The organism is Paractinoplanes lichenicola (genome assembly GCF_016785085.1).
Lineage (GTDB): Bacteria > Actinomycetota > Actinomycetes > Mycobacteriales > Micromonosporaceae > Actinoplanes > Actinoplanes lichenicola.
In genome coordinates this window covers 944,033-970,940 of sequence record NZ_JAENHO010000002.1, presented here as the reverse complement: position 1 = coordinate 970,940, position 26,908 = coordinate 944,033, and the positions used below count along the sequence as shown (strand labels likewise).

The following is a 26,908-nucleotide window of genomic DNA, read 5'->3' as shown; positions in this document are numbered from 1 at the left end:
GGGGAGGCGCGTAGCAGTGAGACGCGTGGCGGGGAGGCGCGTAGCAGTGAGACGCGTGGCGGGGAGGCGCGTAGCAGTGAGACGCGTGGCGGGGAGGCGCGTAGCAGTGAGACGCGTGGCGGGGAGGTGCGTGGCGCTGGCGGTGCGGCGGCGGTGGGCGGGCGGGCCGGTGAGCGGCGCGGCGGGCTGTCCGACGACCTGGCGGCCGGGCTTGTCGTCGGGCTGGCCTATCCGGAGCGCGTGGCCCGCGTACGGGAAGCTGGTGGCCAGTCTTTCTTGATGGCGGGTGGCACCGCGGCCGAGCTCGGGGCGGGCAGCGGGCTGGCCGGGGTGGAGTGGCTGGCCATCGCGTCGGCGGATCGGGCCGCGGGCGCACGGACGGCGCGGATCAGGGCGGCGGTGCCGCTCGACGAGGCCACCGCGATCGAGGCCGCGGGCACGCTGCTGGCCGACACGACCGAGATCGGCTGGGTGGACGGCGACGTGGTGGCCCGCACGGTCCGGCGGCTCGGCGCGATCACGCTGGTCGAACGCCGCCTCACCGACCCCGATCCCGCCCTCGTGCGCGCCGCCCTGCTCGACGGGCTGCATCGGGAGGGGCTGGGCCTGCTCACCTGGTCCCGGGGCGCCACCGAGCTGCGGGAGAGGCTGGCCTTCGCGCACGCCGCGCTGGGCGAGCCGTGGCCCGACATGTCCGACGAGGCCCTGCTCGCCCGGGCCGAGGAGTGGATCGAGCTGGGCCGGGCCCGTCGCCGCGCCGACCTGGCCCGGGTCGACGTCGCCTCGGGTCTGCGCCGGCTCCTGCCCTGGTCGGTCGCGGGCCGGCTCGACGAGGTGGCCCCCGAGCGCTTGCCGGTCCCGAGCGGTTCGCGGGTGCGGGTCGATTACGCCGACGCCGCGGCGCCGGTGCTGGCCGTGAAGGTGCAGGAGGCGTTCGGCTGGCGTGACGCTCCTCGCCTGGCCGACGGCCGCGTGCCGGTCCTGCTGCATCTGCTCTCCCCCGCGGGCCGTCCGGTCGCCGTGACGCGCGATCTGGCCTCCTTCTGGCAGCAGGGCTATCCGCAGGTCAGGGCCGAGCTGCGCGGCCGCTACCCGCGACATTCCTGGCCGGAGGACCCGACCACGGCCGAACCCACCCGCCGCACCAATCCGAGGTCCCGATGAGCTATGTGGTCGAGGTCGAGCATCGGTTCCGGGCGGTGCAGGGCCTGCCGTCCCCGGTCCGTGCCCGGCAGGGCCGGTCGCTGCTCGGTCCGGGCGAGGGCGTCGAGTTGATCGTGCGGGCAGGGGTCGCCTTCGAGGACGAGCAGCTGACCGAGCGCGGCTGGTTCTTCGACACCGACACGGCGGCCGCCGAGCTGGAACGCTGCTGCGCCGAGCTGGCCGCCCGCCCGTGGACCGAGATCTTCGACTTCCGCCCGACGTTCGAGCTGGTTGCCCGTCATCTGCACGGCCGCCTGGCGGCACGGCTCCCCCAGCTCGCCTATGTCGAGCTCCGAGACGTCACCTTCGGGGTAACCACGCGATATGTGCTGGCCCCCGGCTGAAGGGGCCGCACTGGGGTGGAGTGGCAGGGCTGAGCGGGGTGGTGAGGCTGAGCGGGTGGCCAGGCTGAGGTGAGGCGGCCGGGCCTGGAGTGGGGTGGCCGGGCTGGAATGGGGTGGCCGGGCTGGAGTGGCCGGCGAAGAGGCGGCGAACGGAATCCCGCCTCGAGGCGTCCTAGGAGGCTAGGTGGGCCGCTGAGGAGGGCGGCGTCGGCTGGGCCGGGATGGCCGAGGCGGACTGCCAGCGGTGCAGCGGCCCCGGCTGCCCGAACAAATACCCCTGCCCCAAGGGGCACCCCACCCTGGCCAGCGCGTGCGCCCGCGAGGCCGTCTCGATGCCCTCGGCCACCACGACGATGTTCAGGTCGGTGCAGATTGCCAGCACCGAGCGGCACAGCGCCTCGGCCCGGGCCGGAGCGATGTCGACGTCGGTGAGGGTGGCGTCGAGCTTCACGATGTCGATCGGCAGGGAATGCAGCTGGGCCAGGGCGTTGTAGCCGCTGCCGAAGTCGTCCAGGGCGATCCGCACCCCGTGCGAGCGCAACCTTTCGACCATGGCGGCCGCGATCGTCATGTCCTGGATGCGGCGGGTCTCGGTGATCTCCAGGACCAGGCGGGACGGGGGCAGGCCGCTGCGGGTCAGGGCCCCCGCCACCGATTCCTCCAGGCCCGTCTGCCCCAGCCGGGCGGCCGACACGTTGACGTGGATGTCGATCGGGCGGCCGTAGACCCTGGCCAGCGCGGCCGCGTCGACGCAGGCCCGGTCGAGCACGAAGTCGTCGATGGCGGCGACCAGGCCGGTGCGTTCGGCGACCGACACGAAGACGTCGGGGTGCACCGGGCCCGCCTCCGGCGACGTCCAGCGGGCCAGCGCCTCGACCGCGACCGTCGCCCCATCGGTGAAGCGGACGATCGGCTGATAGAAGACCTCGAAGCCGGGGTGTCCGGAGGCCAGCGCCTCGGCCAGCAGGTGGGGCAGGTCGGCGTTGGGCCCGCCGTCGGGGGTGCCGGCGTAGCGGGCCATCGAGCCCTTGCCCCGGCGCTTGCTCGAATACATCGCGGCGTCGGCCCGGCGCAGCAGCGCGTCCGCCGTCATCGGCTCGCCGGGCTCGGTGACGACGAGGCCGAGGCTCGCGCCGACCCCCATCGTGTGGCCGTCGATCTCGAACGGCTCGCGGAGCGCGCCCAGGATGCGGTGGCCGGTCGCCTCGGCGTCGGCCGCGTTGTGGTCGAGCAGCACCGCGAACTCGTCGCCGCCGAGCCGGGCCACCAGGTCGTCGGGCGAGGCGCAGCGCTGCAGGCGTTCGGCGATGGCGCGCAGCACCCGGTCGCCCATGCCGTGGCCGAAGCTGTCGTTGATGAGCTTGAAGTCGTCGAGGTCGGCGAAGAGCACCGCCACCGGCCGCCGGCCGAGCGCCCCGGTCAGCCGCTCGGTGAACAGGGCACGGTTGGCCAGGCCGGTCAGCGGGTCGTGGAACGCCTGATGGTGCACGCGGTCGAGCAGCACGGTGTTGTCGACGATCGTGAACATCTGCCGGGCCACGACCAGGCCGAGGCCGAGCCAGCCGAGGTAGGCCTCGAACGGCGAGAGCGGCTTGCCGGCCCCGCTGTTGATCGCGATCATGATGCCGGTCGCGGTCACCGGCACGTACGGAAGCAATAAATGCAACCACTCGCGCTCACCGGTGTCGACCGGCGGCTGGGCCCGGGGTGACGGTGAGCTGAGGGCCGCCACCGCCAGCAGCGCGGGGCCGAGCAGGTGCCCGGCCGCCTGCCACGGCGGCAGCGGCCCGTCGGCCAGGTGCACGAACCGCAGGGTGTCGGTGATGCCGAGCGCGACGATGGCCGCACCGGCCAGCGCCAGCGGCTTGCGGGCGGCGCGCGAGTCGGGCCGGGTCAGCAACAGAAGCCCGACCATGGTGGCCAGCACGAGGTCGGCGATGGGATAGGCGGCGGCCGCGACGATCAGCGAGGTGGGCTGGCCGTCCCAGCGATACCAGTCGCGCGGGACGATCGAGTAGGCCAGGGCGAGCAGCGAGCCCGCGATCAGCACGCTGTCGATCATCAGGGCGAACTGGTCGCGGCGGGCCGAGGTGGGCACGGAGCGGGGCCGCGTGTACGGCGCCACCAGCACCGCGCCGATCAGCGCCGTGGGCAGCAGGAAGAACCCGATGTCGGACACCATCGTGAGGGTCCGGTCGGGCACGACGACGTCCTGGACGACCCACCAGAGCCGGTTCAGCGCCCAGCCGGCGAGCCCGGCCCCGACGATGATCCGCCAGCGGCGCTGCAGCCCGGTGCGGCTCCGAGCCGCCGCGAGGCAGATCGACGCCGCGGTCGCCCCCACGACCAGTTGCGCGGCGTCCGCGTAGATCCGCCATTCACGCGGCTCGGTGAGCGCACCGAGCGCTGTTACCCCCAGGACGATCGCCAGCGTGACAAGGAGTCGCGCCGTCATCATCACCACCCTTTGAGAAAGGCCGCTGTAACCTACCGCAGCGAAGGGTGCGACGAAGAGTGCTCAGTCGTTCGGAGTCAGATCGGCGACAATCACCGTGACGTTGTCGGGGCCGCCACCGCGCAGGGCCAGGTCGATCAGCCGCTCGCAGCACGACTTCGGGTCCTCGGCGGCCAGCATCTCCTGCTCGATGGTCTCGTTGGTGACCACGGCGGTGAGGCCGTCGCTGCACAGCATCCAGCGGTCGCCCGGCTCCGGTTCGACGATCACGTACGCCGGGCTGACCGGCTCGCCCTGCAGCACTCGCGTGACGACCGAGCGGCGCGGGTGTCCGGCGGCCTCGTCGGGGCGGATCAGGCCCTGGTCGACGAGCATCTGCACGTACGTGTCGTCCTTGGTCAGCTGGTTGAGCCGGCCCTCGCGCAGCAGGTAGGCCCGGGAGTCGCCGACGTGCGCCATGGCCGCGCGGGTGCCCGAGAAGATGACCGCGGTCAGCGTGGTGCCCATGCCCTGCAGGGAGCTGTCGGCCTCGACCTGCTCGGCGATGCGGCCGTTGGCCACCTCGAGCGCCTTGTGCAGCGCGTCCATCTGATCGTCGTTCTCGATGGGCACGTCGAGCGGGGTCATCGCCTCGATGGCGATGCGGCTGGCAAGGTCACCGGCGGCCATGCCACCCATGCCGTCGGCGACGACGAGGAGGCGGTCACCGGCGAAGTAACAGTCCTCGTTGTTGCTCCGGACATGCCCTTGATCGGTACCGGCGGCCCACCGCAGATGCAAGGTCATGGCGTGCAGCTTCCCAGATCATCGCAACCCTGTCTGCACGCGGTCGGCGGCGCGTCGCCAGAAAAGGTCGTCACCTGGGGTTCAGGGGACGGCCGAGGCACCGGGGATCGACCTCCGTCACACGGCGTGTCGGTGCGATCCACGAAAGCACCGAGTCCGACAGGGGCCAGCCACGGACCTCGACAGCGCTCTCCGGCGGGCGTACGGGCTCGGGGCAGAGGGTCTTGGAACGGACTTGGTCGTTGGGGAGAAACGTTACCTGGCCGCCGCTCTGCAACACAGTCGTCGACGTGTCATCCACACTGATCAACTGCCCCCGTACGACCTCAAGTCTGCCCCCGGGCGCCCCGACCTCGACGGCGCTGTCCGGCAGCACGGGCGCGCGCAGGAAGACGACGCCGATCACCAGCGGCGCCACGAGGGCCGCCCCGACCGCGGGCCAGTGCGTGACGAGCCGGGCCGACCAGGGTGGCACCGGCCCGGTCAGCAGCGGCCCGAGCAGCGGCGGCACACCCAGCAGCAGGGCCGTCGACGTCTCGCCGGAGCGCCAGGCCTCGGTCAGGCCGGGCCACACGAAGATCAGCACGATCACGCCGACCAGGATCGGGACGCCCAGCGTGATCCACAGCATCAGCCAGCGCTCGCCGCGGAACCGCTGCGCCGCGGTCAGCCCGAGGATCGCGACGAGCAGCATGACCAGCGTGGGCAGTAGCCGCAGCTGCCACGTGAACCCGGCCAGCATCGCGGCCAGCAGCACGACCCAGTCGGGCATCCGCAGGGCGGTGACCGACAGCAGTGAGCGGCCGGCGTCGTCCGGGGTGCTGACCAGCAGGATGCCGCCGAGCAGCCGCAGCACGAGAATCACGGCGGGGACGGTCCAGATCAGCGTGATGATCAACGCGCTGATCATGCCGAGCGGCGAGATGTACTGCACCAGCAGCAGCATGGTGGGCAGATCCTGGCGGCTCAGATACCACAACCGCAGCACGAGCAGCACCAGCGGGAACGCCGGCAGCACGGTCAGCAGCCAGTTGAGCTGGGCCCGGCGCCGGCGGGGAGCGATCGGGGCGCCCTTGGTGAAGACGTCGGTCACCGGAACACCTCCTCCCACGGCAGCTCACGGATCTCCGGCCGGGCGGGCCGGGGCTGGGTGGCGATGGCGATCGGGACCTTGCCGTTCAGCTTCGTCTCGGACTGGAGATTCTTCTGATACGCCTCCTCCCAGCGCCCGTCGGCCGGGTCGTAGTAGGAGCGGTACAGCGTCAGGTCGACGAGTTTCTTGAGCGCCTCGTTCTCACCGACATTGACCCCGTACGACTCGGTCTTGTCGGAGCCGACGTCCCAGTGCTCGAACTCCCCGGGGTTTCTGTCTTTGAACCCGGCCAGGATCGCCGCGTCGGTCGAGACCGCGGTGACCCTGCCCTTGCGGAGGTCGTCGATGCACTCCCGCATCCGGTTGCGGCTGACCACGTCGATCTTCAAGTCTTGCAGCGGACCAGTGCTCGTCGCGGTCGAGAGCGAGCAGACCGTCTCCCCCTTGAGGTCGCGGAATGTGGCGACTTTAGGGTGCCCTTTCAGCGTGAGTACCGACTGCTCGGTGAACAGGTAGGGCTCCGAGAAGGTGACGTCCTTGCGAGCCTCCCGGTCGGCGGTGATGCTGTAGCTGGCGATCACGAGCTTGACCGGCACCCGGTTGCCCTTGAGGTCGACCGCCTGCATGCGAGCCCGGTCCTCGCTCTCCATCCCGTAGAAGCGCACGTCGTCCCGGCGGAACCCCAGGTCCTCGGCGATCATGTAGGCGATGTCGATGTCGAAGCCGCTCCAGACCCCGTTCTCGTCGCGGATCGCCGTACCGGGCTGATCGTCCTTGACCCCGATCGGCAGCACGGTCCACGTGTCCACGCCGGACTGCGCGCGCAGGTCGGCCACCGACGGCGGGCCGCTGCCGAAGACTCGCACCAGCGTCAGCGCGAGCCCCAGCACCAGGGCCAGCCCCAGCGCGGCGAGCCGGAACATCGCCAGGTGGAATCGGGGCGGCGGGTCGAGCAGCGGCTCCGGCTCGGGCGGGGGCAGCCGCCGGTCGACGGCCTCCCGCTCGGCGACGTCCTGCACCGCGATGTCCTCGGCCGTGCCCTCCGGCCCCGCGGGCGTGCGGCGGCGCAGCGGCCACGCGAACCTGCTCGACGTGCCGTTGCGCCCGGAACCCATGTCGGTCATCGCCCAACCCCCCAGTCATGGCGGGCCAATAGTGCCGCATGAATGTCACGACCGGGATTCCCGGCAGGGCTGATTCACCCAGCCCCCGTGGGGTACGCGAAACGGCATGAGGCCATCCGTCATCGCCGGCGCCGCGCTCGTGACCGCGCTCGGCGTCCGGATTGTCCGGTCCCGCCATCGCCGCTTCCTGCACCCCGACGGTCGTTCGTTCACCGGCGAACTGAACGTCTGGGGCCTGCATACGGGAGCCGGCCTGCTCGACCGTCCGGCCCGGCACGACGTCACCGTACGGATCTCGAAGGGCGCCGGCACGAAACCCGGCCGAGCCGACGTGCTCGGCCTGGTCGTCCGTGTGCACGGCCCCGGACGCGACCTCGACCTGCTGCTGTCAACCTGCGGACAGGGCCGGCTCACCCGGCATCTGCCGGTGCCCCGCCGCACGTTCGACACCCTGTACGGCTCGATCCTGGCCTACCGCACCGGCACCGCCCGCAAGATCTATCTGTCCGCCCGCCCCGACGCCCCACTGGGCCACGACCTCGACTCGATCACCGCCGGCCGGATCACCCTGCTGGCCGACGACCACCCGTTCGGCCGGGTCACCTTCGCCGGCGGCCCGCTTCCCGCCCGTACGGACGCCGCTTCGGCCTTCGACCCCATCCGCAACACGGCCCCGGACCTGCACCCCACCGGCACGATCCACGGCACGCGAGCCCTCGCCTACCGCCTCAGCCAACTATGGCGCGGCGCCCACCCGGCCGCCCCCGCCCCGGACGCAGTCCGCAGGTCGGTCGCACCCGGGTAACCGTGCGCCCGGCGGGCATCCGCCGCCCAAGATCGCAGCATGAGATGCTGTGCCTCGCTGGACAGCCAACAGACGCTGGTAGGAGGCCCGGTGACACGACGGTGGTCAGGTGTTGTGCTGCTGACCGTCGTGACCTTGGCCATCTACCTGATCACCCCGGATCGGCTGCCTGCCGCGCACCAACCTCACCCGCCGCCGGCCGGCGGGCAGGGCTGGTCGGCCGGCAACGCCCACGATCCAGCCGGGCATCCTCAGGTGGCCTCCGACGGTGTCACCATGCTGCCACGCGTGGCCGCTACCGAATTGGCTCTGCAAACGCCGGCCGTGTCCAGTCTCGCTTCCGCGGAGCCGTTCCGATGGCGGCTGGGTGAAGGACTGGCCGGGCGGGCCGTCCTCGCGTGGCAGCCCGACCTGCACGCCCTGAAGATCCTGCGCTGCTGACCGCGCCCGGCACGGATACAAGCCGCCGAACGCCTCGATGTGCGACGGCCGCGCTGTGCCATGCCCTCCGCGTCCCCATCGGCAGCTTCCCCAAGGTTGATCATGAACCTGAGCATCATCGGACAGGCCGCGGGCTTGTTCGCGGTCACCAACATCGACGACATCCTGATCCTGGCCCTGTTCTTCGCCCAAGGCGTAGGACACCGGAACACCACCCGCAACATCCTCGTCGGCCAGTACCTCGGCTTCGCCGGCATTCTCGCCGTCGCCGTGGCCGCCGCGGTCGGCGCCACCTTCCTCCCCGAGCAGGCCGTGCCTTATCTCGGCCTGCTCCCGCTGGCGCTGGGTATCAAGGCCGCCGTCCAAGCCTGGCGGCACCGCGACGACAACGACGACGACCGGACCGAGGCGGCCAACGACGCTCCCGGCATCCTCGCCGTCGCGGCCGTCACCTTTGCCAACGGCGGCGACAACATCGGTGTCTACGTACCGGTTCTCGCCACCACCGGTGCAGGCGGCATGGCCATCTACGTGACCGTCTTCCTGCTCCTGGTCGCCGTGTGGGTCGCCGCCGGGCGGTTCTTCGCCACCCGCCCGATCATCGCCAGGGCGCTCAGCCGCTGGGGACACATCCTGCTGCCCATCGTCCTGATCGGCATCGGCCTGCTCATCCTCATCGAGGGCGGCGCCTTCGGGCTGTGACGCCGGAAAGACGACGGAGCGGGGCACCCAGCCGGGCATCCCCGCTCCGTCGTTCAGCACGCTTCAGGGTCAGCGGTACGCGACCACGACCGCGCTCTCCGCCGGCAGTTCCACGCGGTCGCGCTGAAGCACGACGCCCTCGGCCGTGGCCAGCAGAACCTTCGACGGCACGTCGCGCAGGGACACCGTCTGCGGCACCGCCGCCAAATTCACCGCCACCGCCGTCTGCCCCCGGCGCATCACCAGGTGCTGGTCGCCGTGCCAGACTTCGACCTTGTCGAGCCACGGGTCGGTCAGTTCGGGGCGGGCCCGGCGCAGCGCGATCAGCCGCTTGTAGAGGTCGAGGATCTCGGCGTGGCCGGGCTTGGCCACCTCGTCCCAGTCGAGCTTGGAGCGGCGGAACGTCTCCGGATCCTGCGGGTCGGGCACTTCGGCCTCGGCCCAGCCGTGCGCGGCGAATTCGCGGCGCCGGCCGTTCTGCACCGCCGCGGCCAGCTCGGGTTCGGGGTGGCTGGTGAAGAACTGCCAGGGGCTGCTGGCCGCCCATTCCTCGCCCATGAACAGCATCGGCGTGAACGGCGAGGTCAGCAGCAGCGTGGCGCCGACCTTGAGCAGGCCCGGCGACAGTGTGGCCGAGATCCGGTCGCCGATGGCCCGGTTGCCGATCTGGTCGTGGTCCTGGAGGAATGCCACAAACCGATGACCCGGCGTACGGGTCCTGTCCACCGGCCGCCCGTGCCGGCGTCCGCGGAAGCTCGAGAACGTCCCGGCGTGGAAGAACGCGCCGGTCAGCACCGTCTGCAGCGATTCCAGGGAGCCGAAGTCGCCGTAGTAGCCCTGCCGTTCGCCGGTCAGCAGCGCGTGCAGCACGTGGTGGATGTCGTCGTCCCACTGCGCGTTCAGCCCGTAGCCGCCCGCCTCGCGCGGGGTGATCAGCTGGGGGTCGTTGAGGTCGGACTCGGCGATCAGCGACAGCGGCCGCCCGACGTGAGCCGAGAGCGACTCGACCTCGACGGCCATCTGCTCGAGCAGGTGGATCGCCGAGTGGTCGGCCAGCGCGTGCACGGCGTCGAGGCGCAGCCCGTCGACGTGGTAGTCGCGCAGCCACATCAGCACGTTGTCGACGATGTAGCGGCGCACCTCGTCGGCGCCCGGTCCGTCCAGGTTGACCGAGTCGCCCCACGGGTTGTTCCCGGCCGGGCTCAGGTAGGGGGCGAACATCGGGGCGTACGCGCCGGAGGGGCCGAAGTGGTTGTAGACCACGTCGAGCACCACGCCGAGGCCGCGGTTGTGGGCGGCGTCGACGAAGCGCTTGAGCCCGTCGGGCCCCCCGTACGCCTCGTGCGGCGCGAACCACGCCACGCCGTCGTAACCCCAGTTGTACTCGCCGTTGAACGAGTTCACCGGCAGCAGCTCGACCAGGTCGACACCCAGGTCGACGAGGTGGTCGAGGCGTTCGATGGCGGAGTCGAAGGTGCCCTCGGGCGTGAACGTGCCGACGTGCATCTCGTAGAGCACCGAGCCGGGCAGCTGGCGGCCGGTCCACGCCTGGTCGGTCCACGCGAAGGCCGCGTGGTCGTAGACCCGGCTGGGGCCGTGCACACCCTCGGGCAGCCACTGGGCCCGCGGGTCGGGCCGCTTCTCGCCTTCCAGCACGTACGCGTAGTCGGTGCCGGGCGTGGCCGACGGCACATCGCGCCGCCACCATCCGTCCGCGCCGCGTTCCATCTCCAGCTCCTCGCCACCGAGAGAGAGCCGTACGGTCTGCTCCGGTGCCCACACCTCAAAAAGCGTCATTTCTCTTTCACCAGGAGCGCGACGGGATAGGTACGCAGGAGCTCGGCCACCGAGAGGCGGTTCCCGCCGTAGCTGGTATTCGTGAACACTTCCGTCCAGCTGTGGCCGTCGAGTGACACCTCGGTGTCGCCCCAGCCGCCGTGGCGTGACAATCCGACCGGCAGCCGCGTGGCGATCGTCACCGCGCCGCCCCGGTCGAAGCCCAGCAGGTGCTCGCCGCAGCGGCCCTCGGCGTAGACCGGGCGGTAGCCGCCGAACAGCTCGGGCCGCTGCCGGCGCAGGCGCAGGGCACGGCTGGTGACGAGCAGCTTGGCCGCGCCCGTCTCGTCGACCGGCGGCAGCCAGCCGTCGTCGATGCGGGCCAGCAGCTCGCGGCGGGCGCCGAAGTCGACCGGGCGGCGGTTGTCCGGGTCGACCAGCGAGAAGTCCCACAGCTCGGTGCCCTGATAGACGTCAGGCACGCCGGGCATGGTCAGCTGCACGGCCTTCTGACCCAGCGAGTTGACCCAGCCCGGGGGCGTGATCGAGGCGGCGAAGTCGGCCACCTCGCGGTGCAGCGCCGGGTCGTCGTAGATCTTGTCGACCATCTCGCGCAGGGCGGTCTCGAAGCCCTCGTCGGGCTGCGTCCAGCTGGTCGAGGCGGCACCCTCCTTGGCCGCCTTGAGCGCGTACGCCTGCAGCCGCTCGCGCGAGAGCGGCCAGGCCCCGACCGCCGCCTGCCAGACGAGGTGCGCGAGCGCCGGGTCGGGCAGCGGGGCGATCCGCACCCAGCGGCGCACCACCTCGGTCCAGTCGCCGGGCACCTCCGACAACACCGCAAGCCGAGCCCGTACGTCTTCACTGCGCTTGGTGTCGTGCGTGGACAACGACGTCATCGCGTCCGGCCAGCTGCGGCGGCGCTCCTCGTTGGCGTCGTGGAAGTTGTCCGGGGTCACCCCGAACTCGGTGGGGTCGTTGCCGACCTCGTTGCGGGCGGTGAACCTGGTCCAGCGGTAGAACGCCGTGTCCTCGACGCCCTTGGCCATCACCGCGCCCGTGTACTGCTGGAACCGGGCGGCCAGCTCGTCGGCCGGGTTGCGCAGCCGCCCGAGCAGCTGGTCGAGCACCGGGATCAGCTGCGGGCGGCGGCGACCGGCCTCGGCCCGGGCCTTGGCCAGCTGCCGGGAGCCGTACGGGAGATAGGAGCGGTAGACCGGGAAGCAGGCGGCCAGCTCGGCCAGGGCCCGCGGGGCGGCCTCGACCTCGGGCACGAGCCGGGCCATCCGGGCCAGCTCGGCCCCGAGCAGCTTGGTCGCCGCCGTGTATTTGGTCTCGTGCACCAGATCCTGCCAGGACGTCTCGCTGCCGGTCAGGTGGTGCTGCAGGGTGTCGAAGAACGCCTCGGTGCCGGGGTCGACGAAGACGCCGCCGACCTCGGCCAGCGCGTCGTAGCCGGTGGTGCCGGCGACCGGCCAGCCGGGCATCTCCTCGCCCGGCTCGAGGATCTTCTCGATCACGAGCCACGCGTCGGGCGCGGCCTCGCGCAGCCGGTCGAAGTAGGCCCCAGGGTCGCGCAGCCCGTCCGGGTGGTCGACGCGGATGCCCTGGACGATGCCCTCGCGCACCCAGCGCAGGATCTCGGCGTGGGTGGCGTCGAACACCTTCGGGTCCTCGACGCGCAGCCCGGCCAGGTCGGTGATCGAGAAGAACCGCCGGTAGTTGAGCTCGCTGTCGCCGCGGGTCCAGTTGACCAGCTCGTAGTGCTGCCGGTCGTGCACCTCGCGGGGCGAGCCCTCGCCGGTGCCGTCGGCGATCGGGTAGCGCTTGTCGAAGTAGCGCAGCTCGCCGTCGGAGATACGCAGGTCGTCCAGCGCGTCGGGCGAATCGGCCAGGGTCGGCAGCAGGATCCGGCCCCGCGACCAGTCGATGTCGTAGAAGCCGGCGAACTCGGACTCCTGGCCTCGCCGCAGGACGTCCCACCACGTCGGGTTGACGTGCGGAACGCCCACGCCGGCGTGGTTGGGCACGATGTCGACCACGAGCCCGAGGCCGGCGTTCTTCAACGCGCCGGACAGGTCGGACAGGGCGGCGGCGCCACCCAGCGCGGGGTTGACCGCCGAGTGGTCGACGACGTCGTACCCGTGCTCGGAACCGGGAGTCGAGGTGAGCAGCGGCGCCGTGTAGAGGTGGCTCACCCCGAGGTCGGCCAGGTAGTCGGCGAGCTCGGCGGTGGCCTGCAGCGGGAAATCGGGGCGGACCTGGACTCGGTACGTTCCGGAAGGGGGCATTCAGACCGTCCTGTCGAGCACGATGAGCGACCTGTCGGGCACCCAGATCTTGTTGCCGGCCTCGACGACCGACGGGCGATCCGGGGACGGCTCCGCCGTCTCGATAACCCTTTCCCACTTCTCACCGTATTCAGCCGGTGGAGTGGCGAACTCGATCGGGGCATCGTGGGCGTTGAAGAAGAGCAGGAACGAGCTGTCGACGTGCCGCTGGCCGTACTGGCCGCGCTCGCGGATGCCCTCGCCGTTGACGAACAGCGCGACCGCCCGGCCGAAGTCGTTGCCCCAGTCGTCGCCGGCCATCTGGCGGCCGTCGGGGGTGAACCACTCGAGGTCGGGCAGCGGGTCGCCGCCGCCGCGGGCGGTGACCGGCAGGCCGGTGAAGAACCGGCGGCGCTGGAACACCTGGTGGCGGTGGCGGAAGGCGGTGAGCTTGCGGGTGAACTCGAGCAGCGTCTCGTCGGCGTCGCCCCAGTCGATCCAGGCCAGCTCGTTGTCCTGGCAGTACGCGTTGTTGTTGCCCTGCTGGGTGCGGCCGAGCTCGTCGCCGTGCGAGATCATCGGCACGCCCTGCGACAGCATCAGCGTGGCCAGGAAGTTGCGCCGCTGCTTGGCCCGCAGCGCGAGCACCTTCTCGTCGTCGGTCGGGCCCTCGATGCCGCAGTTCCACGACCGGTTGTGGCTCTCGCCGTCCCGGTTCTCCTCGCCGTTGGCATCGTTGTGCTTGTCGTTGTACGCGACCAGGTCGTTGAGCGTGAACCCGTCGTGCGCGGTCACGAAGTTGATCGAGTGGAAGGGCTTGCGGCCGTCGTCCTGGTAGAGGTCGGCCGAGCCGGTGATCCGCGACGCGAACTCGGCCAGCGTGGCCGGCTCGCCGCGCCAGAAGTCCCGGACGGTGTCGCGATACTTGCCGTTCCACTCGGTCCAGTTGGGCGGGAAGTTGCCCACCTGATAGCCGCCGGGGCCGACGTCCCACGGCTCGGCGATCAGCTTGACCTGGCCGACCACCGGGTCCTGCTGCACCACCTCGAAGAACGTGGAGAGCCGGTCGACGTCGTAGAACTCGCGAGCCAGGGTCGAGGCGAGGTCGAAGCGGAAGCCGTCGACGTGCATCTCGGTGACCCAGTAGCGCAGCGAATCCATGATCAGCTGCAGGCTCTGCGGGCTGCGCACGTTGAGGCTGTTGCCCGTGCCGGTGTAGTCCATGTAGAACTGCGGCTGATCGTCGACCAGGCGGTAGTACGTCCGGTTGTCGATGCCCTTGAGGCTCATCGTCGGCCCCAGGTGGTTGCCCTCGGCGGTGTGGTTGTAGACGACGTCGAGGATCACCTCCATGCCCGCCTTGTGCAGCGCCTTGACCATGCCCCGGAACTCCTGGGTCTGCTGGCCGAGCGTGCCCGTCGACGAATAGCCGTGGTAGGGCGCGAAGAAGCCGAGCGTGTTGTAGCCCCAGTAGTTGCGCAGGCCCAGGTCGTGCAGCCGGTTGTCGTGCACGAACTGGTGCACCGGCATGAGCTCGACCGCGGTCACGCCCAGGCTCTTGAGGTGCTCGATGATCGCCGGGTGGCCGATCGCCGAGTAGCTGCCCCGCATGTCCTTGGGCACGTCGGGGTGGCGCTCGGTCAGGCCCTTGACGTGGGTCTCGTAGATCACCGAGTGGTGGTACGGAATGTCCGGCCGGCGGTCGTTGCCCCAGTCGAAGTACGGGTTCACGACCACGCCCTTGGCCATGTACGGCGCCGAGTCGAGGTCGGACATCTGATCCGGGTTCTCCATGTCGTACGCGTACATCGCCGGATGCCAGTCGATGTCGCCGTCGACGGCCCGGGCGTACGGGTCGAGCAGCAGCTTGTGCGGGTTGTAGCGCAGCCCGCGGGACGGGTCGTACGGCCCGTACATGCGGTAGCCGTACCGCTGCCCCGGCTCGACCCCCGGCAGATACGAATGCCACACGAACGCGTCCTGCTCGTGCAGCTGGACCTTGCGCTCGTTGCCCGAGGGGTCGAACAGGCACAGCTCGACCGCCTCGGCCCCCTCGGAGAAGATCGCGAAGTTCGTGCCCGTGCCGTCGTACGTGGCACCCAACGGGTACCGGTGACCAGGCCAAACCTGCATGTCGTGCTCCCCACCCCTCGACCGACCGTGCTGCGATGCGCCCAGCCGCCGGCACTGCGGCGGGACGATCATGCCCCGCGCGCGCCGGCGTAACCCCTGAGCGAACGTGTTGTCGGTCATTCTCACCGATGGGATGGACCACGTCTTCGCCAAGGGCGGATACCCGCCGGGAGGACTACGACACATGAAGGTTTGAATTCGCGCCGAACGAGCATCTCTTGCCCCGTGTCAAATATCTTCGGGCCGGAGTCGTGCGGTTCCCCGAACCGTGAATGGCTGGTCGCCGACGGCCTCGGAGGATTCGCCGCGGGCACCGTCCCGGGCCTGCGCACCCGCCGCGCCCACGGCCTGCTGACCTTCGCCGGCTCGAGCGCCCTGGCCGCGCTCGACCTGACGGTGACGCTCCCCTCCGGCGCGAAGGTCCCGCTCTATGCGCACGAGTGGGCGTCCGGCGTGACGGACCCGTCGGGGCACCGCTACCTCGAGACGTTCGCCCTGGTGGACGGCGTGCCGCGGTGGCGCTGGCGGATCGGCGACGTGGTCGTCGAGCGCGAGGTCGCGATGCGGCACGGCCACCCTTCGGTCGCCGTGACCCACCGGGTGGTCACCGCTCCCGGCCCGGTCGGGCTGGCCCTGGCCGCCATGTGCACCTGGCGTGACCTGCACGGCGAGCGGCGCGCGGGCGACGGGCCGCTGCGGGTCGAGCCGGTCGCGGGCGGCGTGGTCGTCGAGGGCGCGTACCGGGTGCACGGGCCGGGCTGGCAGCCCGGCGGCGAATGGCACCTGGGGGCGTTCACCCGGCACGACGGGTCGACCGAGGATCTCTGGCACGCGGGCACGTACTTCGATCGGGTGAGCCCGGGCGACGTGATGGAGATCTCGGCCTGGGCCGGCGACCTGGCCGAGGTGCCGCCGCCCGCGTCGTCGGTCGTGCGCGCGGCTCGCGCCCGCGCCCGGGAACTGGTCGCCGCGGCCAAGGCCGACGGTCCGGCCGAGACGCTCGTGCTCGCGGCCGACGCCTTCATCGTGCGGGCCGCGGACGGCCCCGATGTCGTCGCCGGATATCCGGGGTCCGGCCGCAGAAGCACCGACACCGCGATCGCGTACGAGGGCCTTTTCCTCGACACCGGGCGGGCCGACGAGGGACGCGAGTTACTGCGGGCGAGCGCCCCGGCCGAGTTCGAGTCAGCGCTGTGGCTCGTTCACGCCGTGGACCGGCACGTACGCCGGACCGGCGACAGCGACCTGGCCGCCGAGCTGGCCGATCCGCTGACCGCCCGCCTCGGCGAGCACGCGGGCGACGACCTGGTGACGATCCCCGGCATCGGCAAACCGGTCAGCCTCAACGCGCTCTGGGTCAACGCCCTGGCCGCCCTGGCCGACCTGCGGGCCGAGACCGGCGGCGACGACGCCGAGCTGCGCACCCGGCACGCCCGCGCGCAGGAGTCGTTCCGGCGGCGGTTCCCGGCCCCCGAGGGCTGGCTCTACGACGTGATCGACGGCCCGGCCACCCCCTATCCGCTCGGCGCGGGCAGCCATCAGAACGACCCCTCGCTGCGCCCGCATCAGCTGCTCGCCTGGTCGCTGCCGCACGCCCCGATGCGCGGGGCCGGCGGTGAGGCGGCGCTGCGGCGGATCGGCGCGGCGCTGCTGACCCCGCTCGGCCTGCGCACGCTGGCCCCGGCCGAGTACGGCTTCCAGGGCGACGCCCCCGAGCACGGCGGCGTGCAGCCCTGGCTGATCGGGCCCTACGCCGACGCCTGCGCCGCGCTCGACGTGCCGTCCGACGGCCTGTTCGACGGTCTGCGGGCGCACCTCGGCGAGTGGGGCACCGGGTCGGTCAGCGCGAGCGCCGACGGTGACCCGCCGCACCGGGCGACCGGTCTTCCCTTCTCGGCGCGATCGGTCGCCGAGCTCCTCCGCGTGATCTCGAGGTATGAGCCGTGAGCCGGATCCTGATGTTGTCCTGGGAGTACCCGCCGCTGCTGGTGGGCGGGCTCGGCCGGCACGTGCACGCCCTGGCCACCACGCTGGCGGCGGCCGGCCACGAGGTCACCGTGGTCACCCGGCACGCGCCGGGCGCGCTGCGGGAGGAGTACGCCGAGGGCGTCCGCGTCCTGCGGGCCCCCGACGACCCGGTGCGGTTCGAGGTGCGCGACGGCGACATGCTGTCGTGGGCGATGGGCTTCAACCACACCCTGACCCGTACGGCCCTGCGCGCCGCCCGCACCGGCGACTACGACGTGGTGCACGCGCACGACTGGCTGGTCGCCCAGGCCGCGGTGACCGTGCGCGACCACCTCGACATCCCGCTGGTCGCCACGATCCACGCCACCGAGTCGGGCCGCCACCAGGGCTGGCTGCCGCACGCCCACAACCGCTCGATCGACGACATCGAGCGGTGGCTCGCGCACGAGGCCACCCGCACGATCGTCTGCTCCGACTACATGCGGGCCGAGGTCCGGCGCCTGTTCGACGTGCCGGCCGGGCGGATCGACGTGGTCTGGAACGGCGTCGACATGCTGGCCTGGTCGCCCCGGCCGCGCGCGGTCGCCGCGGCCCGCCGCCGCTACGCCGGCCAGGACGGGCCGCTGGTCAGCTTCGCCGGGCGGCTCGTCTACGAGAAGGGCGTGCAGCACCTGCTGGCCGCCGTGCCCGCGCTGCGCGAGCGGCACCCGGGCCTGCGCGTCGTGATCGCCGGCGACGGCCCGTACCGCGCCGACCTGGAGGCCCTGGCCACCGAGGGCGTCACGTTCGCGGGCTTCCTCACCGGCCACCACCTGACCGGCCTGATGGGCGCCTCGGACTGCTACGTCGTGCCCAGCATCTACGAGCCGTTCGGCATGGTGGCCCTGGAGGCGGCGGCCGCGGGCACCCCGGTCGCGGTGGCCGCGACCGGCGGCCTGGCCGAGATCGTGGACGACGGCGTGACGGGCGTGAAGTTCCGGCCCGGCGACCCGGCCGCGCTGGCCACCGCGGTCGGCGCGGTGCTGGCCGACCGGGAGCACGCCCGCGGCCTGGCCCGCCGGGCGCGGCGCCGGGTGCACGACGACTTCGCCTGGCCGCAGATCGCGGCCGCGACGGTCGCCACCTACGACCAGGCGCGCGACGAGGACGCCCACCGGGTGGCCCGCGAGGCCGAGAACGTGCTGGCCCGGGTGGCTGTCTAGGGCAGCCGGGCCGAATAGATCGCGAGATTGGTGTACGCGGCCGACAGCGCCGGCACGGGCACGTCGTGCTTGGCCGCCTCGGCCACGAAGTCGCCCAGGATCGCGTCGACCTCGACCGGCTCGCCGCGCATCATGTCGCGATACATCGACGAGGTCATCTGCTCGCCGGTGGCCAGCCCGTCCCGGAGCACCTTGACCGCCCCCGGCCGCGGCGGGTGCCCGGCCGCCGTCGCGATCGCCATCGCCTCGGCCGCGATCCGCGCGCCGAAGGCCGTGCCGCCGGGCGCCCGGTTGATGTCGCCGACCGGCGCCCGCATGAGCGTCGTGGCCGCGCCCAGGCTGGCCAGGAAGACCCATTTCTCCCACATGTCCTGCACGACCGTCGGCGTCGCGAACGCGTCGAAGCCGGCCCCGGACAGCGCCTCGGCCACCCGCGGGTCGGCGGGCCCGCCGGTGAGCGGGCCGAACGCGATCCGCTGCAATCCGGTCATCCGGACGATCCGGCCGTCGGCGGTCACGTCGGCGTGGATCATGCAGACGCCGCCCCAGGCCCGCTCGGAACCGAACGCCGCGACCATCCGGTCGACGTGGCGCATGCCGTTGAGCAACGGGATCACGACCGTACGGGGGCCGACCGCGGGTGCCACGTCGGCCAGCGCCTGGTCCAGGTGGTAGCTCTTCACGGCCAGCAGCACCAGGTCGAACGGGCCGTCGAGCGTGTCCGCGGTGACCGTACGGGGTGTGAGAGTGATCTCGTCGAGCCGCAGGCCGTGCTCCGACAGCTGCGCGGCGCGCCCGGGCCGTACGAGGAAGGTGACGTCACGGCCGGCCGCCGCGAGCAATCCACCGAAATGTCCGCCGGTCGCCCCCGCGCCTACGACTAGTGTCCGCACGAGCACCGAGCCTAACGTTCGTGCCTGGCCATGTTCCGACAACAGCCCCTAGGATCTGCGGTTATGGGCAAAGGCGTTCACATCCAGGAGCTTCCCGGGCTCGGCACCCGCTACGACGTCGACCTCCGCTCGAGCGACGGCGAGCGCGTGTCGATCGTGGTGTCCCGTGACGGCAAGCGCCACCTCTACGTGTTCACCTCGCGCGGCGACGAGCCGACCGCCGTGATCGAGCTGACCGAGGAGCAGGCGCGCAAGATCGGTGCCGTGCTGGCCGGCACCTTCTTCACGGACTGAGCGGAAAAGGACCACGTGCACGCGAACCTCATCGGGCTCGGCGCCCTGATCCTGGTGGCCGGCCTGCTGGCCCGTTTCGGCCGGCGCATGGGCCTGCCCACCGTCCCCTTCTTCATGCTCGCGGGCATCCTGCTCGGCCCGAGCACCGGCGGCCCGGTCGCCTTCGACCACCCCGAAGACCTCGACATGCTGGCCCTGTTCGGGCTGGTCATCCTGCTGTTCCACCTGGGCCTGGAGTTCCCGGTGGAGCAGGTGCTGGGCAGCGGCAAGCGGCTGTTCTGGGCGGCCGGGGCCTACATCGGCATCAACATCGGCGCCGGCCTGGCCCTGGGCTTCTCGATGGGCTGGGGCACCAAGGAGGCGTTCGTCATCGCCGGCGCGGTCGGCATCTCGTCGTCGGCCATCGCCACCAAGCTGCTCATCGAGATGCGCCGGCTGGCCAACGCCGAGACGCCGGTCATCCTCGGCATCATCGTCATCGAGGACCTTTTCCTGGCGTTCTACCTGGCCCTGCTGAGCCCGATCCTGGAGGGCGCGAGTTCGGCCGGCGAGCTGGTGCTCAACATCGGCATCAGCTTCGGCTACCTGGTCGCGCTGTTCGCGGTGGCCCGCTGGGGCGGCCGCTGGGTCGGCAAGGTGCTCGACAGCCGCGAGGACGAGATCGTCGCGATCATCATGATCGGGCTGGTCGTGCTGGTGGCCGGCCTGTCGGCCGAGATCGGCGTCTCCGACGCGATCGGCGCGCTGATGATCGGCCTGGTGGTGGCCCGCACCTCGATCCGGGAACGGGCGGAACGCATCGCGGTGCCGCTGCGCGACGTGTTCGCCGCGATCTTCTTCATCGCGTTCGGCCTGAGCATCGACGTCGGCGCCATCGGCTCGGTGATCTGGCCGGTGCTGATCGCCATCAGCATCACCGTCGTCACCAACATCACCGCCGGCCTGATCACGGCCCGGCTGTTCGGCCTCAATCAGCGCGGCGCGGCCAACGTCGGCCTGACCGTGCTCGGCCGCGGCGAGTTCTCGCTGATCCTGGCCACGCTGGCGCTCGGCGCCGGGCTCGACGAGCGGGTCGGCCCGTTCATCGCGCTCTACGTGCTGATCCTGGCGGTGCTGGCGCCGATCGTGGCGGCCAACTCGAAGTTCCTGGCCCGGATCATCCCGGACCGCCTGCTGCACGACCGCTGGCGCTACGTGCGGGAAGAGACGATCAGCACGGCCTGCACCCACCTCGACCGCATCCAGATCACCGAGACCGACATCGACGAGTGCGCCGAATGCGTCGAGATGGGCGACACCTGGGTGCAGCTGCGCATGTGCCTGATCTGCGGGGCGGTCGCTTGCTGCGACGACTCGACGAACAAGCACGCGACGGCGCACTACGAGGAGAGCAAGCACCCGCTGATCCGCTCGCTGGAGGACGGCGACGGCTGGCAGTACTGCTACGAGGACCAGTCGCTCGTCCGCGAACCGGCCGGTTCGAGCAGGTCTTGAACGTCGGCATCACCGGGGTCGCGTACGCCCTGCCGGCCCGGACGGAGCTGACCGATGACCTGCAGCAGCGGGTCGCGGACGGCCTGCCCGTGCCGGCCGGGCTGTTCCGCCGCACCACCGGCATCGTCCGGCGCCAGGTCGCGGCGGACGACGAATACGCCTCCGACCTGGCCCTGGACGCGGCGACCAAGGTGCTGGCGGACACCGGCACCGACCCGCTCGACGTCGACCTGCTGCTGTTCGCCAGCGCCACCCGCGACATGACCGAGCCCGCCACCGCGCACGTCGTGCAGGCGGCGCTGGGCAGCCGGGCCCACGCGCTGGACGTCACCAACGCCTGCAACAGCTTCCTCAACGGCATCGACCTGGCCCGCTCGATGATCCTGGCCGGCCGCGCCCGTACGGCCCTGGTCGTCACGGGCGAGACGCCGACGCGGGCGATGCGCCCCCGGCTCGAGGGGCTGGCCCAGGCCCGTACGGCGTTCGCCGGCTACACGTTCGGCGACGCGGGCGCGGCCGTCCTCGTCCAGCCCGTGGCCACCGGCGGCATCCTCGACGTCGACACCGAGACCCACTCCGAGCACTGGCCGGTCGGCGGCATCTTCGGCGGCGGCTCCCGGCACCCGCGCAGCGTCGAGCACACGTATTTCACCGGCGACGGCACGCGGCTGCGCACGGTATTCGAGCGGATCGGCGCCGGGCTGATCGAGCGGGTCGCCGAGCGTACGGGCTGGGGCTGGTCCGACTACGCCAAGGTGCTGGTGCATCAGGTCACGCTGCCCTACCTCGACCGGTTCGTGGCGGTCACCGGCGTCCCGCGCGACAAGCTCGAGGTCACGGTGGGCGAACTCGGCAACATGGCGTCCGCCTCGATCGGCGTGCAGCTGGCCCGCGTACGGGCGGAACTTCACCCCGGTGATCGGGTGCTGATGGTCGGCCTGGGCGGCGGCGTGAGCCTGATGACGATGGTGTGGGAGGTCTCGTGAGCACGCCGTTGTGGGTGATCGTCCCCGCCTACAACGAGGCCGCCCGGATCGGCGCCACCCTCGACGCCCTGGCCGCGCAGACCGACACCGACTTCACGCTGCTGGTGGTCGACAACGGCTCGACCGACGAGACCGCCGCCATCGCCCGGCAGTTCCACGGCCCCTTTCCCTCGTACGTGGTGGTCGAGCGCGAGAAGGGGGTGGGGTGCGCGGTCGACACCGGATTCCGGCACGCCATCGCCGCGGGCGCCGTCCACCTCGCCCGTACGGATGCGGATTGCCTCCCCGCCCCGGGCTGGGTCGCCGCGGCCCGCGCGGCCCTGCACGAGTCGTCCGGTCTCGCGTGCGGCCGGATCACTGCCCGGCGCGACGAGCACGGCCCCTTCGGAAGAGCGTTTTTCCGTACGCTCGTGGTGCTGGCGGCGAGCTTCGGCCGGATCCGACCCGCCCATCGCGGCCCCGAGTTCAAGGCGCCGTACCGCATGCACGCGGGCAACAACATGGCGATCACGGCCGAGCTGTACGAGGCGTGCGGCGGCATGCCCCGGCGGCCCTCCCCCACCGACCGCACGTTCCTCAACCGGGTGCGGCGCACCACCCCGGCCATCGTGCACAGCCGGCACATGGTGGTGGCCAACTCGACGCGCCGGATCAAGGCGTACGGGGTCGTGGGCACCGCCAAGTGGTATCTCGACCGGGGCAGCGGCGTGCGCACGGCGGATCCGCGCTGATGCTGAGCGACTTCATCGGCGGGCTGCGCGAGGACGACGACCGGCCGGCCCTGCCCGGCGTGCGCCGCGGTGAGCTGGCCCGGCTCGTACGGGGCTATGCGGTTGCCCTGAAAGCCGAGGGGCTCGAGCCCGGCGACACGGTGGCCCTGGCCGTGCGACCCGGCGCCCGCTCCCTGGCGACGCTGCTGGCCGCGTACCACCTGGGGTTGCGCATCGCCGTGGTCGACCCGACGGCCGGCCCCGAGGTCGTACGGGCCCGGCTGACCCTGGCCGCGCCGCGTCTCGTGCTGGCCGACGCGGCGGCGCAGGCGGTGGCCTCGTGGGCGGCTCCCCTGGCCCGCCGGGCCCAGCTCGCCCTGCCGTCGTTGACTTCGCTCGCCCCGGTGAGAACCGTCGGGCGCCGGCTCCCCGGTTCGGCGCCGGCTCTGCGGCGGGTGACGGGTGCGTTCCCCAGCCCGTACGAGGGTGGAGGCGACGCCGTGGTCGTGTTCACGTCGGGCACGACCAGCCAGCCGCGCGCGGTCGTGCACACGCGCGCCTCGATCTCGGCCGGCATGGCCGCGGTGCGCGACCTGGTGCGTCCCGTGCCCGGCCGGCCGGTGCTGGGTGGCACGTTCTTCGTCCTGCTGCCGTCGCTGGCCAGTGGCGCGCCCGTGGCCCCGCCGACCAAGCGCAACCTGCGCCGTCTCCGGCCGCAAGCCGTCTATCTGACCCCGCCGCAGGTGCGGGCCGCGCTCGCCGCGGGCAGCCGGTTCGACGACGCTCGCGTCTACAGTGGATCAGCGCCGGTTTCGGCGAACCTGCTGTCCGCCGTACGCCGGGCCGGGGCGCGCGAGGCGTGGGGGGTCTACGCGCTGACCGAGGTCTTCCCGGCGGCGGCGGTCGAGTCGGCGGCCAAGTCGGCGTTCACCGGCGACGGCGACCTGGTCGGTGAGTTGCTGCCCGGGGTGTCGGGCCGGGTCGTCGACGGGCAAGTCTTGCTGGCGGGGCCGACGGCGGCCGACCGGTATCTGGGGTCGGAACCGTTCGAGTGGGTTGCGACCGGGGACATCGGGCGGGTCTCCGGGCGCACGGTAGTGCTCGGTGGGCGGGCCAAAGACATGATCCTGCGGGATGCCGAGAACATCTATCCGGGGTTGTACGAGCCGTCGCTGCACGTGCCGGGGGTCGAGCTGGCGGTGCTGGTGGGGGTGCCGGCCGGGGACGGGGACGAGCGGGTGGTCGCCCTCGTGCAGACGGCGGAGGGTGTGTCCGCGCCGGATGTTCGGGCTGCCCTGCGGGGGCCGCTGGATCGGATGGGGTCGGCTCGGCCGGACGCCGTGGTCTTCGGGCGGGTTCCGTTGGCCGGGCGCTCGCGGAAACCGGACAGGGCGGCGGCATCCTTGCTGGCAGCGACGTTATCCACAGGCCTTCCCCGCCCGCCCGCACAACGGCGTAGGCTCCTCACCCGCCCTGGGTGGGCGGGGGAGGCGGTGGCTGCTCCGCACGCTACGACCGACAAATCGGACAGGTCTAGTCGATCTTCCACAGGGGAGCTTCCGGCGGTGCCGCGGCAGGGCGGGCGGGCTGAAGCGGGAGCCGCTCCCGGGCCGCGGCAGGCGGGAGAACCCGCACGGGCGGCAGAGGCGGAGGACGACCCCCATCCCCCCGTAACGAAAGACGCGGCGGATCCCGGAAAGCCGGGGCGGGACGAGTCGTGAGCGGGGTGGCACGGCGGCGGGATCGGCGGGTCTACCTGGCTAGCCATCCGGTGTTGTTCGCGTTGATGGCGGCGACCCGGGGCCGACCGGTGCGGCGGCTCGGGAGCACGGTGCTGGTGCACGGCGCGAAGGCCTACCGGACCGTGCTGACCCGGGTGCCGCTCGATCGCACGGCGGCGGGAACGACCGGGGGCGCGGCCGGGGAACTGGCGGGTGCGGGGGCACTCTTCGATCAGGACGGGGACGACCACCGGGGTACGCGGCGGAACACGGCGGCGATGCTCGGGTCGGTGGGCGTGGCCAAGCTGCGTCCACTCTGGATGAAGGTGCTCGACGATCGGCTGCCGGTGCTGGCCGCGGGTGGTGAGCTCGATCTGGTGCCGCTGGCGGCCGAGATCGCGGGCGCTACCGCGGCGGAGCTGCTGGGGCTCGACGTCGATCCGGTCGAGCTGGCGTCGGCGGCCCGGGAGGCGGCGAGCGCGGCGGCCCGCGCCCATCTGCCGGGGCCGGGCCGGCGGCGGGCCGAAACGGCGGCGGCCACCGCGTCGGCCCGGCTGGTCAAGCTGATCATGCGACAAAGAGGCGACGACACGCTGCAACACGACGAGGCCGGGCTGCGGTCGATGATCGCCGTCGCGGCCATCAACACGTCGGTGGCGGCGATGCCCCGCGCCGTGGCCTGGGCCTGCGACGACGACCTGTGGGAGCACGCGGCCGACCCCGTCCTCACCGACGAGCTGCTGCGAGTGACCGCGCCGACCCCGCTCCTCCCCCGGGTCGCCGCGGCCGATGCCAAGATCGGCGGCTGCCCGGTCAGGAGCGGCGATCGCCTGCTGCTGATCGCCCGGCACGCGGCCGACGCGCACCGAAGGGATCCGGACGTCGGCGTTCCGGCCCCGGCCCGTACGGCGCAATTGGTCTTCGGCATCGGCCCGCACGCCTGCCCGGGGGCCGGCCTGGCCCGAGCCCAGCTGGCCGACCTGCTGACCGCCCTCGCGCCCTACCGCCCGGTGGTCGTGCGGGCCCGCGCCGACCGCAAGGCCGCCCTGCCGGGATGGCGGTCGCTGACGATCAAGAGCCGGCCGTGAGGATCGCCGTCACCGGGGCCAGCGGGTTCTGTGGCGGTGTGGTGGCCCGGCTCGCCGCGGAGCAAGGTGCGGACGTCGTCTGTCTTGGCCGGCGCCCCGGCCCGGTCGGCCAACACATCTTCTGGGACGCCACCGCGACCGCACCCGATCTGGCCGGCGCCGACCTCGTCATCCACCTGGCCGCGACCGTCGGCGACAGCGGCGACGACAACACGTTCGCGGCCGTCAACGTCGATGGCACCCAACGATTGCTGGAAGCGGCGGGCGACCGGAGAGTCGTCTGGGTCAGCAGCGCCAGCGTCTACCGCCCCGGGCCCTACGACGGACCCGTCCGCGAGGACCACCCGACCGACAACCAGCGGACCGCGTACGGGAGAACGAAAGCCGCCGGGGAAGGACTCGCGCTGCGAATGGGGGCCGTCGTGCTGCGGCCGCGGGCGGTCTACGGCGACGGCGATCCGCACCTGCTGCCGCGGCTCCGGAGGACCGTACGGGGGAACCGGTCGTGGCTGCCGGGGCCCGATGTGCCGCTCAGCCTGACCGCGGTCGAGAACCTCGCCTCCGCCTGCCTGGCCGCCGCGCAGTGGCCGCCGGGGGCGTACAACATCGCCGACGCGCGACCCTACTCACGGGACGCGGCGATCACCGCGGTGCTGGGTGTGCCCGTGCGACACGTGCCGATCACGCTGGCCCGGGTGGCCGCAGTGGTTTCCCGCAACCTCACCCCGTACGCGATCGATCAGGTCACCGACGGGCTCGTGCTCGACATCGGCAAGGCCCTGTCCCGGGGCTGGACCCCGACGGCGAAGCTCAGGACGTCTTGACCACGCGGGAACGGGCGACGGTCTTGCCGTACGTCCCGTCGCTGTCGGAGCGGGTCGAGACGGCGTCGACCGAGAACACGTAGCGGGTCTGCCGGTCGAGCCCGACGATCGTGGCCGTCATGTAGCCGCAGGTGGCCCCGGGCGTGACGACGGTCCAGCCGATGTCGCGCTGGTTGCCCAGCATCGCGTCCTGACTGATCGCCGTGATCCGGTATTCGACGATGTCCGCCGTGGCCGGGTTGTACCAGGTCACCGTGCCGCTGGTGGTGCCCGCGGTGGCGTCGGCGCCGTTGATGATCTGATTTTTCACCGGCGGGCAGGCGAAGCTGCCGGTGGGCGTGGGGGCGGGCGTGGTCGTCGGCAGCGGCAGGAAGCCGGTCGGGAACGGGGTCGACTTGCCCACGGCGCGGCTCGGTGCCGCCGACGGCGTGGGGGTGCCGTTCGCGACGACGACCCACGACTTGCCGGCTGCCTTCTCGGCCTCCTTCGACGAGGAGTCCTTGCCGCAGCCGCTCAGCACGAGCGGCGCGAGCACGAGAAGCCCCAGCCAACGACGACCCACGAGCAACCCCTTCCGTCCGGCGCTGTCAGAGGATCCG

22 protein-coding genes and 1 pseudogene are annotated in these 26,908 nt (G+C 72.1%); 14 read left to right on the top strand and 9 right to left on the bottom strand.

Translation table 11 applies throughout. The features are described from left to right. Positions 1–159: 159 nt before the first annotated feature. Positions 160–1,164: pseudogene (locus JKJ07_RS08980) on the top strand (ATP-dependent helicase C-terminal domain-containing protein); the annotation flags it as partial. Continuing rightward, on the top strand, positions 1,161–1,547 hold the full coding sequence (locus JKJ07_RS08975) for a 6-carboxytetrahydropterin synthase (protein WP_202990752.1): 387 nt from the start codon (positions 1,161–1,163) through the stop codon (positions 1,545–1,547). The pseudogene JKJ07_RS08980 and the gene JKJ07_RS08975, both read left to right, overlap by 4 nt. A 172-nt stretch (positions 1,548–1,719) precedes the next feature. On the opposite strand, the gene JKJ07_RS08970 is transcribed toward JKJ07_RS08975, so the two are convergent. The 4 genes from JKJ07_RS08970 to JKJ07_RS08955 all read right to left on the bottom strand — a co-directional run bounded on the left by JKJ07_RS08970 (position 1,720) and on the right by JKJ07_RS08955 (position 7,005). Further along, positions 1,720–4,002: a putative bifunctional diguanylate cyclase/phosphodiesterase gene (locus tag JKJ07_RS08970; protein WP_202990751.1), complete on the bottom strand. Its 2,283-nt coding sequence runs from the start codon at positions 4,000–4,002 to the stop codon at positions 1,720–1,722. Between the two features lie 63 nt (positions 4,003–4,065). Continuing rightward, a complete protein-coding gene (locus JKJ07_RS08965; protein WP_202990750.1) occupies positions 4,066–4,788 on the bottom strand; it encodes a PP2C family protein-serine/threonine phosphatase in 723 nt (240 codons plus the stop codon). Between the two features lie 70 nt (positions 4,789–4,858). Next, the gene (locus JKJ07_RS08960; protein ID WP_202990749.1) at positions 4,859–5,881 is read right to left on the bottom strand and encodes a hypothetical protein; all 1,023 of its coding nucleotides are present in this window, start codon (positions 5,879–5,881) and stop codon (positions 4,859–4,861) included. Further along, entirely contained in the window at positions 5,878–7,005 is a 1,128-nt protein-coding gene (locus tag JKJ07_RS08955; RefSeq protein WP_202990748.1) for a transporter substrate-binding domain-containing protein, read from the bottom strand. The genes JKJ07_RS08960 and JKJ07_RS08955 overlap by 4 nt, the downstream gene beginning before the upstream one ends. 106 nt (positions 7,006–7,111) lie before the next feature. On the opposite strand from JKJ07_RS08955, the gene JKJ07_RS08950 reads away from it, so the two are divergent. From JKJ07_RS08950 to JKJ07_RS08940, 3 genes are all read left to right on the top strand, one after another. Then, on the top strand, positions 7,112–7,810 hold the full coding sequence (locus JKJ07_RS08950; protein ID WP_202990747.1) for a hypothetical protein: 699 nt from the start codon (positions 7,112–7,114) through the stop codon (positions 7,808–7,810). A 90-nt stretch (positions 7,811–7,900) separates the two neighbouring features. After that, on the top strand, positions 7,901–8,251 hold the full coding sequence (locus JKJ07_RS08945; protein WP_202990746.1) for a hypothetical protein: 351 nt from the start codon (positions 7,901–7,903) through the stop codon (positions 8,249–8,251). A gap of 102 nt (positions 8,252–8,353) precedes the next feature. Beyond that, positions 8,354–8,953: a cadmium resistance transporter gene (locus JKJ07_RS08940; RefSeq protein ID WP_202990745.1), complete on the top strand. Its 600-nt coding sequence runs from the start codon at positions 8,354–8,356 to the stop codon at positions 8,951–8,953. Positions 8,954–9,022: 69 nt separating this feature from the next. Here the strand turns inward: JKJ07_RS08940 and treZ are convergent, their stop codons facing one another. From treZ to glgX, 3 genes are read right to left on the bottom strand one after another with little or no spacing between them, the layout of a single operon-like run. After that, entirely contained in the window at positions 9,023–10,750 is a 1,728-nt protein-coding gene (treZ, locus tag JKJ07_RS08935) for a malto-oligosyltrehalose trehalohydrolase (protein ID WP_202990744.1), read from the bottom strand. Beyond that, a complete protein-coding gene (treY, locus tag JKJ07_RS08930) occupies positions 10,747–13,017 on the bottom strand; it encodes a malto-oligosyltrehalose synthase (RefSeq protein WP_202990743.1) in 2,271 nt (756 codons plus the stop codon). Before treY ends, treZ begins: the two co-directional genes overlap by 4 nt. Continuing rightward, a complete protein-coding gene (gene glgX, locus JKJ07_RS08925) occupies positions 13,018–15,129 on the bottom strand; it encodes a glycogen debranching protein GlgX (protein WP_202990742.1) in 2,112 nt (703 codons plus the stop codon). Between the two features lie 225 nt (positions 15,130–15,354). Between glgX and JKJ07_RS08920 the strand changes: the two genes are divergently transcribed. Both JKJ07_RS08920 and JKJ07_RS08915 read left to right on the top strand, forming a co-directional pair. Further along, positions 15,355–17,076, top strand: coding sequence for a glycogen debranching enzyme N-terminal domain-containing protein (locus JKJ07_RS08920; RefSeq protein ID WP_202990741.1), 1,722 nt, complete (start codon positions 15,355–15,357; stop codon positions 17,074–17,076). A gap of 11 nt (positions 17,077–17,087) precedes the next feature. Continuing rightward, positions 17,088–18,299, top strand: a complete 1,212-nt coding sequence (locus JKJ07_RS08915) for a glycosyltransferase family 4 protein (protein WP_202990836.1) — start codon at positions 17,088–17,090, stop codon at positions 18,297–18,299. Here JKJ07_RS08915 and JKJ07_RS08910 read toward each other — a convergent pair. Continuing rightward, positions 18,296–19,192 carry a ketopantoate reductase family protein gene (locus JKJ07_RS08910; protein ID WP_202990740.1) on the bottom strand — a complete coding sequence of 299 codons (897 nt, stop codon included), beginning with the start codon at positions 19,190–19,192 and terminating at the stop codon, positions 18,296–18,298. The two genes, JKJ07_RS08915 and JKJ07_RS08910, sit on opposite strands and share 4 nt — an antisense overlap. Positions 19,193–19,255: 63 nt before the next feature. On the opposite strand from JKJ07_RS08910, the gene JKJ07_RS08905 reads away from it, so the two are divergent. From JKJ07_RS08905 to JKJ07_RS08875, 7 genes are read left to right on the top strand one after another with little or no spacing between them, the layout of a single operon-like run. Continuing rightward, positions 19,256–19,486, top strand: coding sequence for a cation:proton antiporter regulatory subunit (locus tag JKJ07_RS08905; RefSeq protein WP_202990739.1), 231 nt, complete (start codon positions 19,256–19,258; stop codon positions 19,484–19,486). A 15-nt stretch (positions 19,487–19,501) separates the two neighbouring features. Further along, positions 19,502–20,980 (top strand): cation:proton antiporter domain-containing protein, encoded by a 1,479-nt coding sequence (locus JKJ07_RS08900; protein WP_202990738.1) that lies wholly within the window; start codon positions 19,502–19,504, stop codon positions 20,978–20,980. After that, on the top strand, positions 20,977–21,966 hold the full coding sequence (locus JKJ07_RS08895; RefSeq protein ID WP_202990737.1) for a 3-oxoacyl-ACP synthase III family protein: 990 nt from the start codon (positions 20,977–20,979) through the stop codon (positions 21,964–21,966). The genes JKJ07_RS08900 and JKJ07_RS08895 overlap by 4 nt, the downstream gene beginning before the upstream one ends. Further along, entirely contained in the window at positions 21,963–22,697 is a 735-nt protein-coding gene (locus JKJ07_RS08890) for a glycosyltransferase family 2 protein (protein WP_202990736.1), read from the top strand. The genes JKJ07_RS08895 and JKJ07_RS08890 overlap by 4 nt, the downstream gene beginning before the upstream one ends. Beyond that, positions 22,697–24,397: an AMP-binding protein gene (locus JKJ07_RS08885; RefSeq protein WP_202990735.1), complete on the top strand. Its 1,701-nt coding sequence runs from the start codon at positions 22,697–22,699 to the stop codon at positions 24,395–24,397. The genes JKJ07_RS08890 and JKJ07_RS08885 overlap by 1 nt, the downstream gene beginning before the upstream one ends. After that, on the top strand, positions 24,394–25,485 hold the full coding sequence (locus JKJ07_RS08880) for a cytochrome P450 (RefSeq protein WP_307834176.1): 1,092 nt from the start codon (positions 24,394–24,396) through the stop codon (positions 25,483–25,485). Before JKJ07_RS08885 ends, JKJ07_RS08880 begins: the two co-directional genes overlap by 4 nt. Continuing rightward, entirely contained in the window at positions 25,482–26,309 is an 828-nt protein-coding gene (locus JKJ07_RS08875) for an NAD-dependent epimerase/dehydratase family protein (RefSeq protein WP_307834175.1), read from the top strand. The genes JKJ07_RS08880 and JKJ07_RS08875 overlap by 4 nt, the downstream gene beginning before the upstream one ends. Here the strand turns inward: JKJ07_RS08875 and JKJ07_RS08870 are convergent. Next, positions 26,296–26,871, bottom strand: a complete 576-nt coding sequence (locus tag JKJ07_RS08870) for a fibronectin type III domain-containing protein (RefSeq protein ID WP_202990733.1) — start codon at positions 26,869–26,871, stop codon at positions 26,296–26,298. The two genes, JKJ07_RS08875 and JKJ07_RS08870, sit on opposite strands and share 14 nt — an antisense overlap. Between the last annotated feature and the right edge of the window lie 37 nt (positions 26,872–26,908).

Coding starts and splice junctions, on each gene's coding strand:
- JKJ07_RS08975 (WP_202990752.1), top strand. CDS start 1,161: ATGAGCTATGTGGTCGAGGTCGAGCATCGGTTCCGGGCGGTGCAGGGC.
- JKJ07_RS08970 (WP_202990751.1), bottom strand. CDS start 4,002: ATGACGGCGCGACTCCTTGTCACGCTGGCGATCGTCCTGGGGGTAACA.
- JKJ07_RS08965 (WP_202990750.1), bottom strand. CDS start 4,788: ATGACCTTGCATCTGCGGTGGGCCGCCGGTACCGATCAAGGGCATGTC.
- JKJ07_RS08955 (WP_202990748.1), bottom strand. CDS start 7,005: ATGACCGACATGGGTTCCGGGCGCAACGGCACGTCGAGCAGGTTCGCG.
- JKJ07_RS08950 (WP_202990747.1), top strand. CDS start 7,112: ATGAGGCCATCCGTCATCGCCGGCGCCGCGCTCGTGACCGCGCTCGGC.
- JKJ07_RS08940 (WP_202990745.1), top strand. CDS start 8,354: ATGAACCTGAGCATCATCGGACAGGCCGCGGGCTTGTTCGCGGTCACC.
- treZ (WP_202990744.1), bottom strand. CDS start 10,750: ATGACGCTTTTTGAGGTGTGGGCACCGGAGCAGACCGTACGGCTCTCT.
- treY (WP_202990743.1), bottom strand. CDS start 13,017: ATGCCCCCTTCCGGAACGTACCGAGTCCAGGTCCGCCCCGATTTCCCG.
- glgX (WP_202990742.1), bottom strand. CDS start 15,129: ATGCAGGTTTGGCCTGGTCACCGGTACCCGTTGGGTGCCACGTACGAC.
- JKJ07_RS08915 (WP_202990836.1), top strand. CDS start 17,088: ATGTTGTCCTGGGAGTACCCGCCGCTGCTGGTGGGCGGGCTCGGCCGG.
- JKJ07_RS08905 (WP_202990739.1), top strand. CDS start 19,256: ATGGGCAAAGGCGTTCACATCCAGGAGCTTCCCGGGCTCGGCACCCGC.
- JKJ07_RS08885 (WP_202990735.1), top strand. CDS start 22,697: ATGCTGAGCGACTTCATCGGCGGGCTGCGCGAGGACGACGACCGGCCG.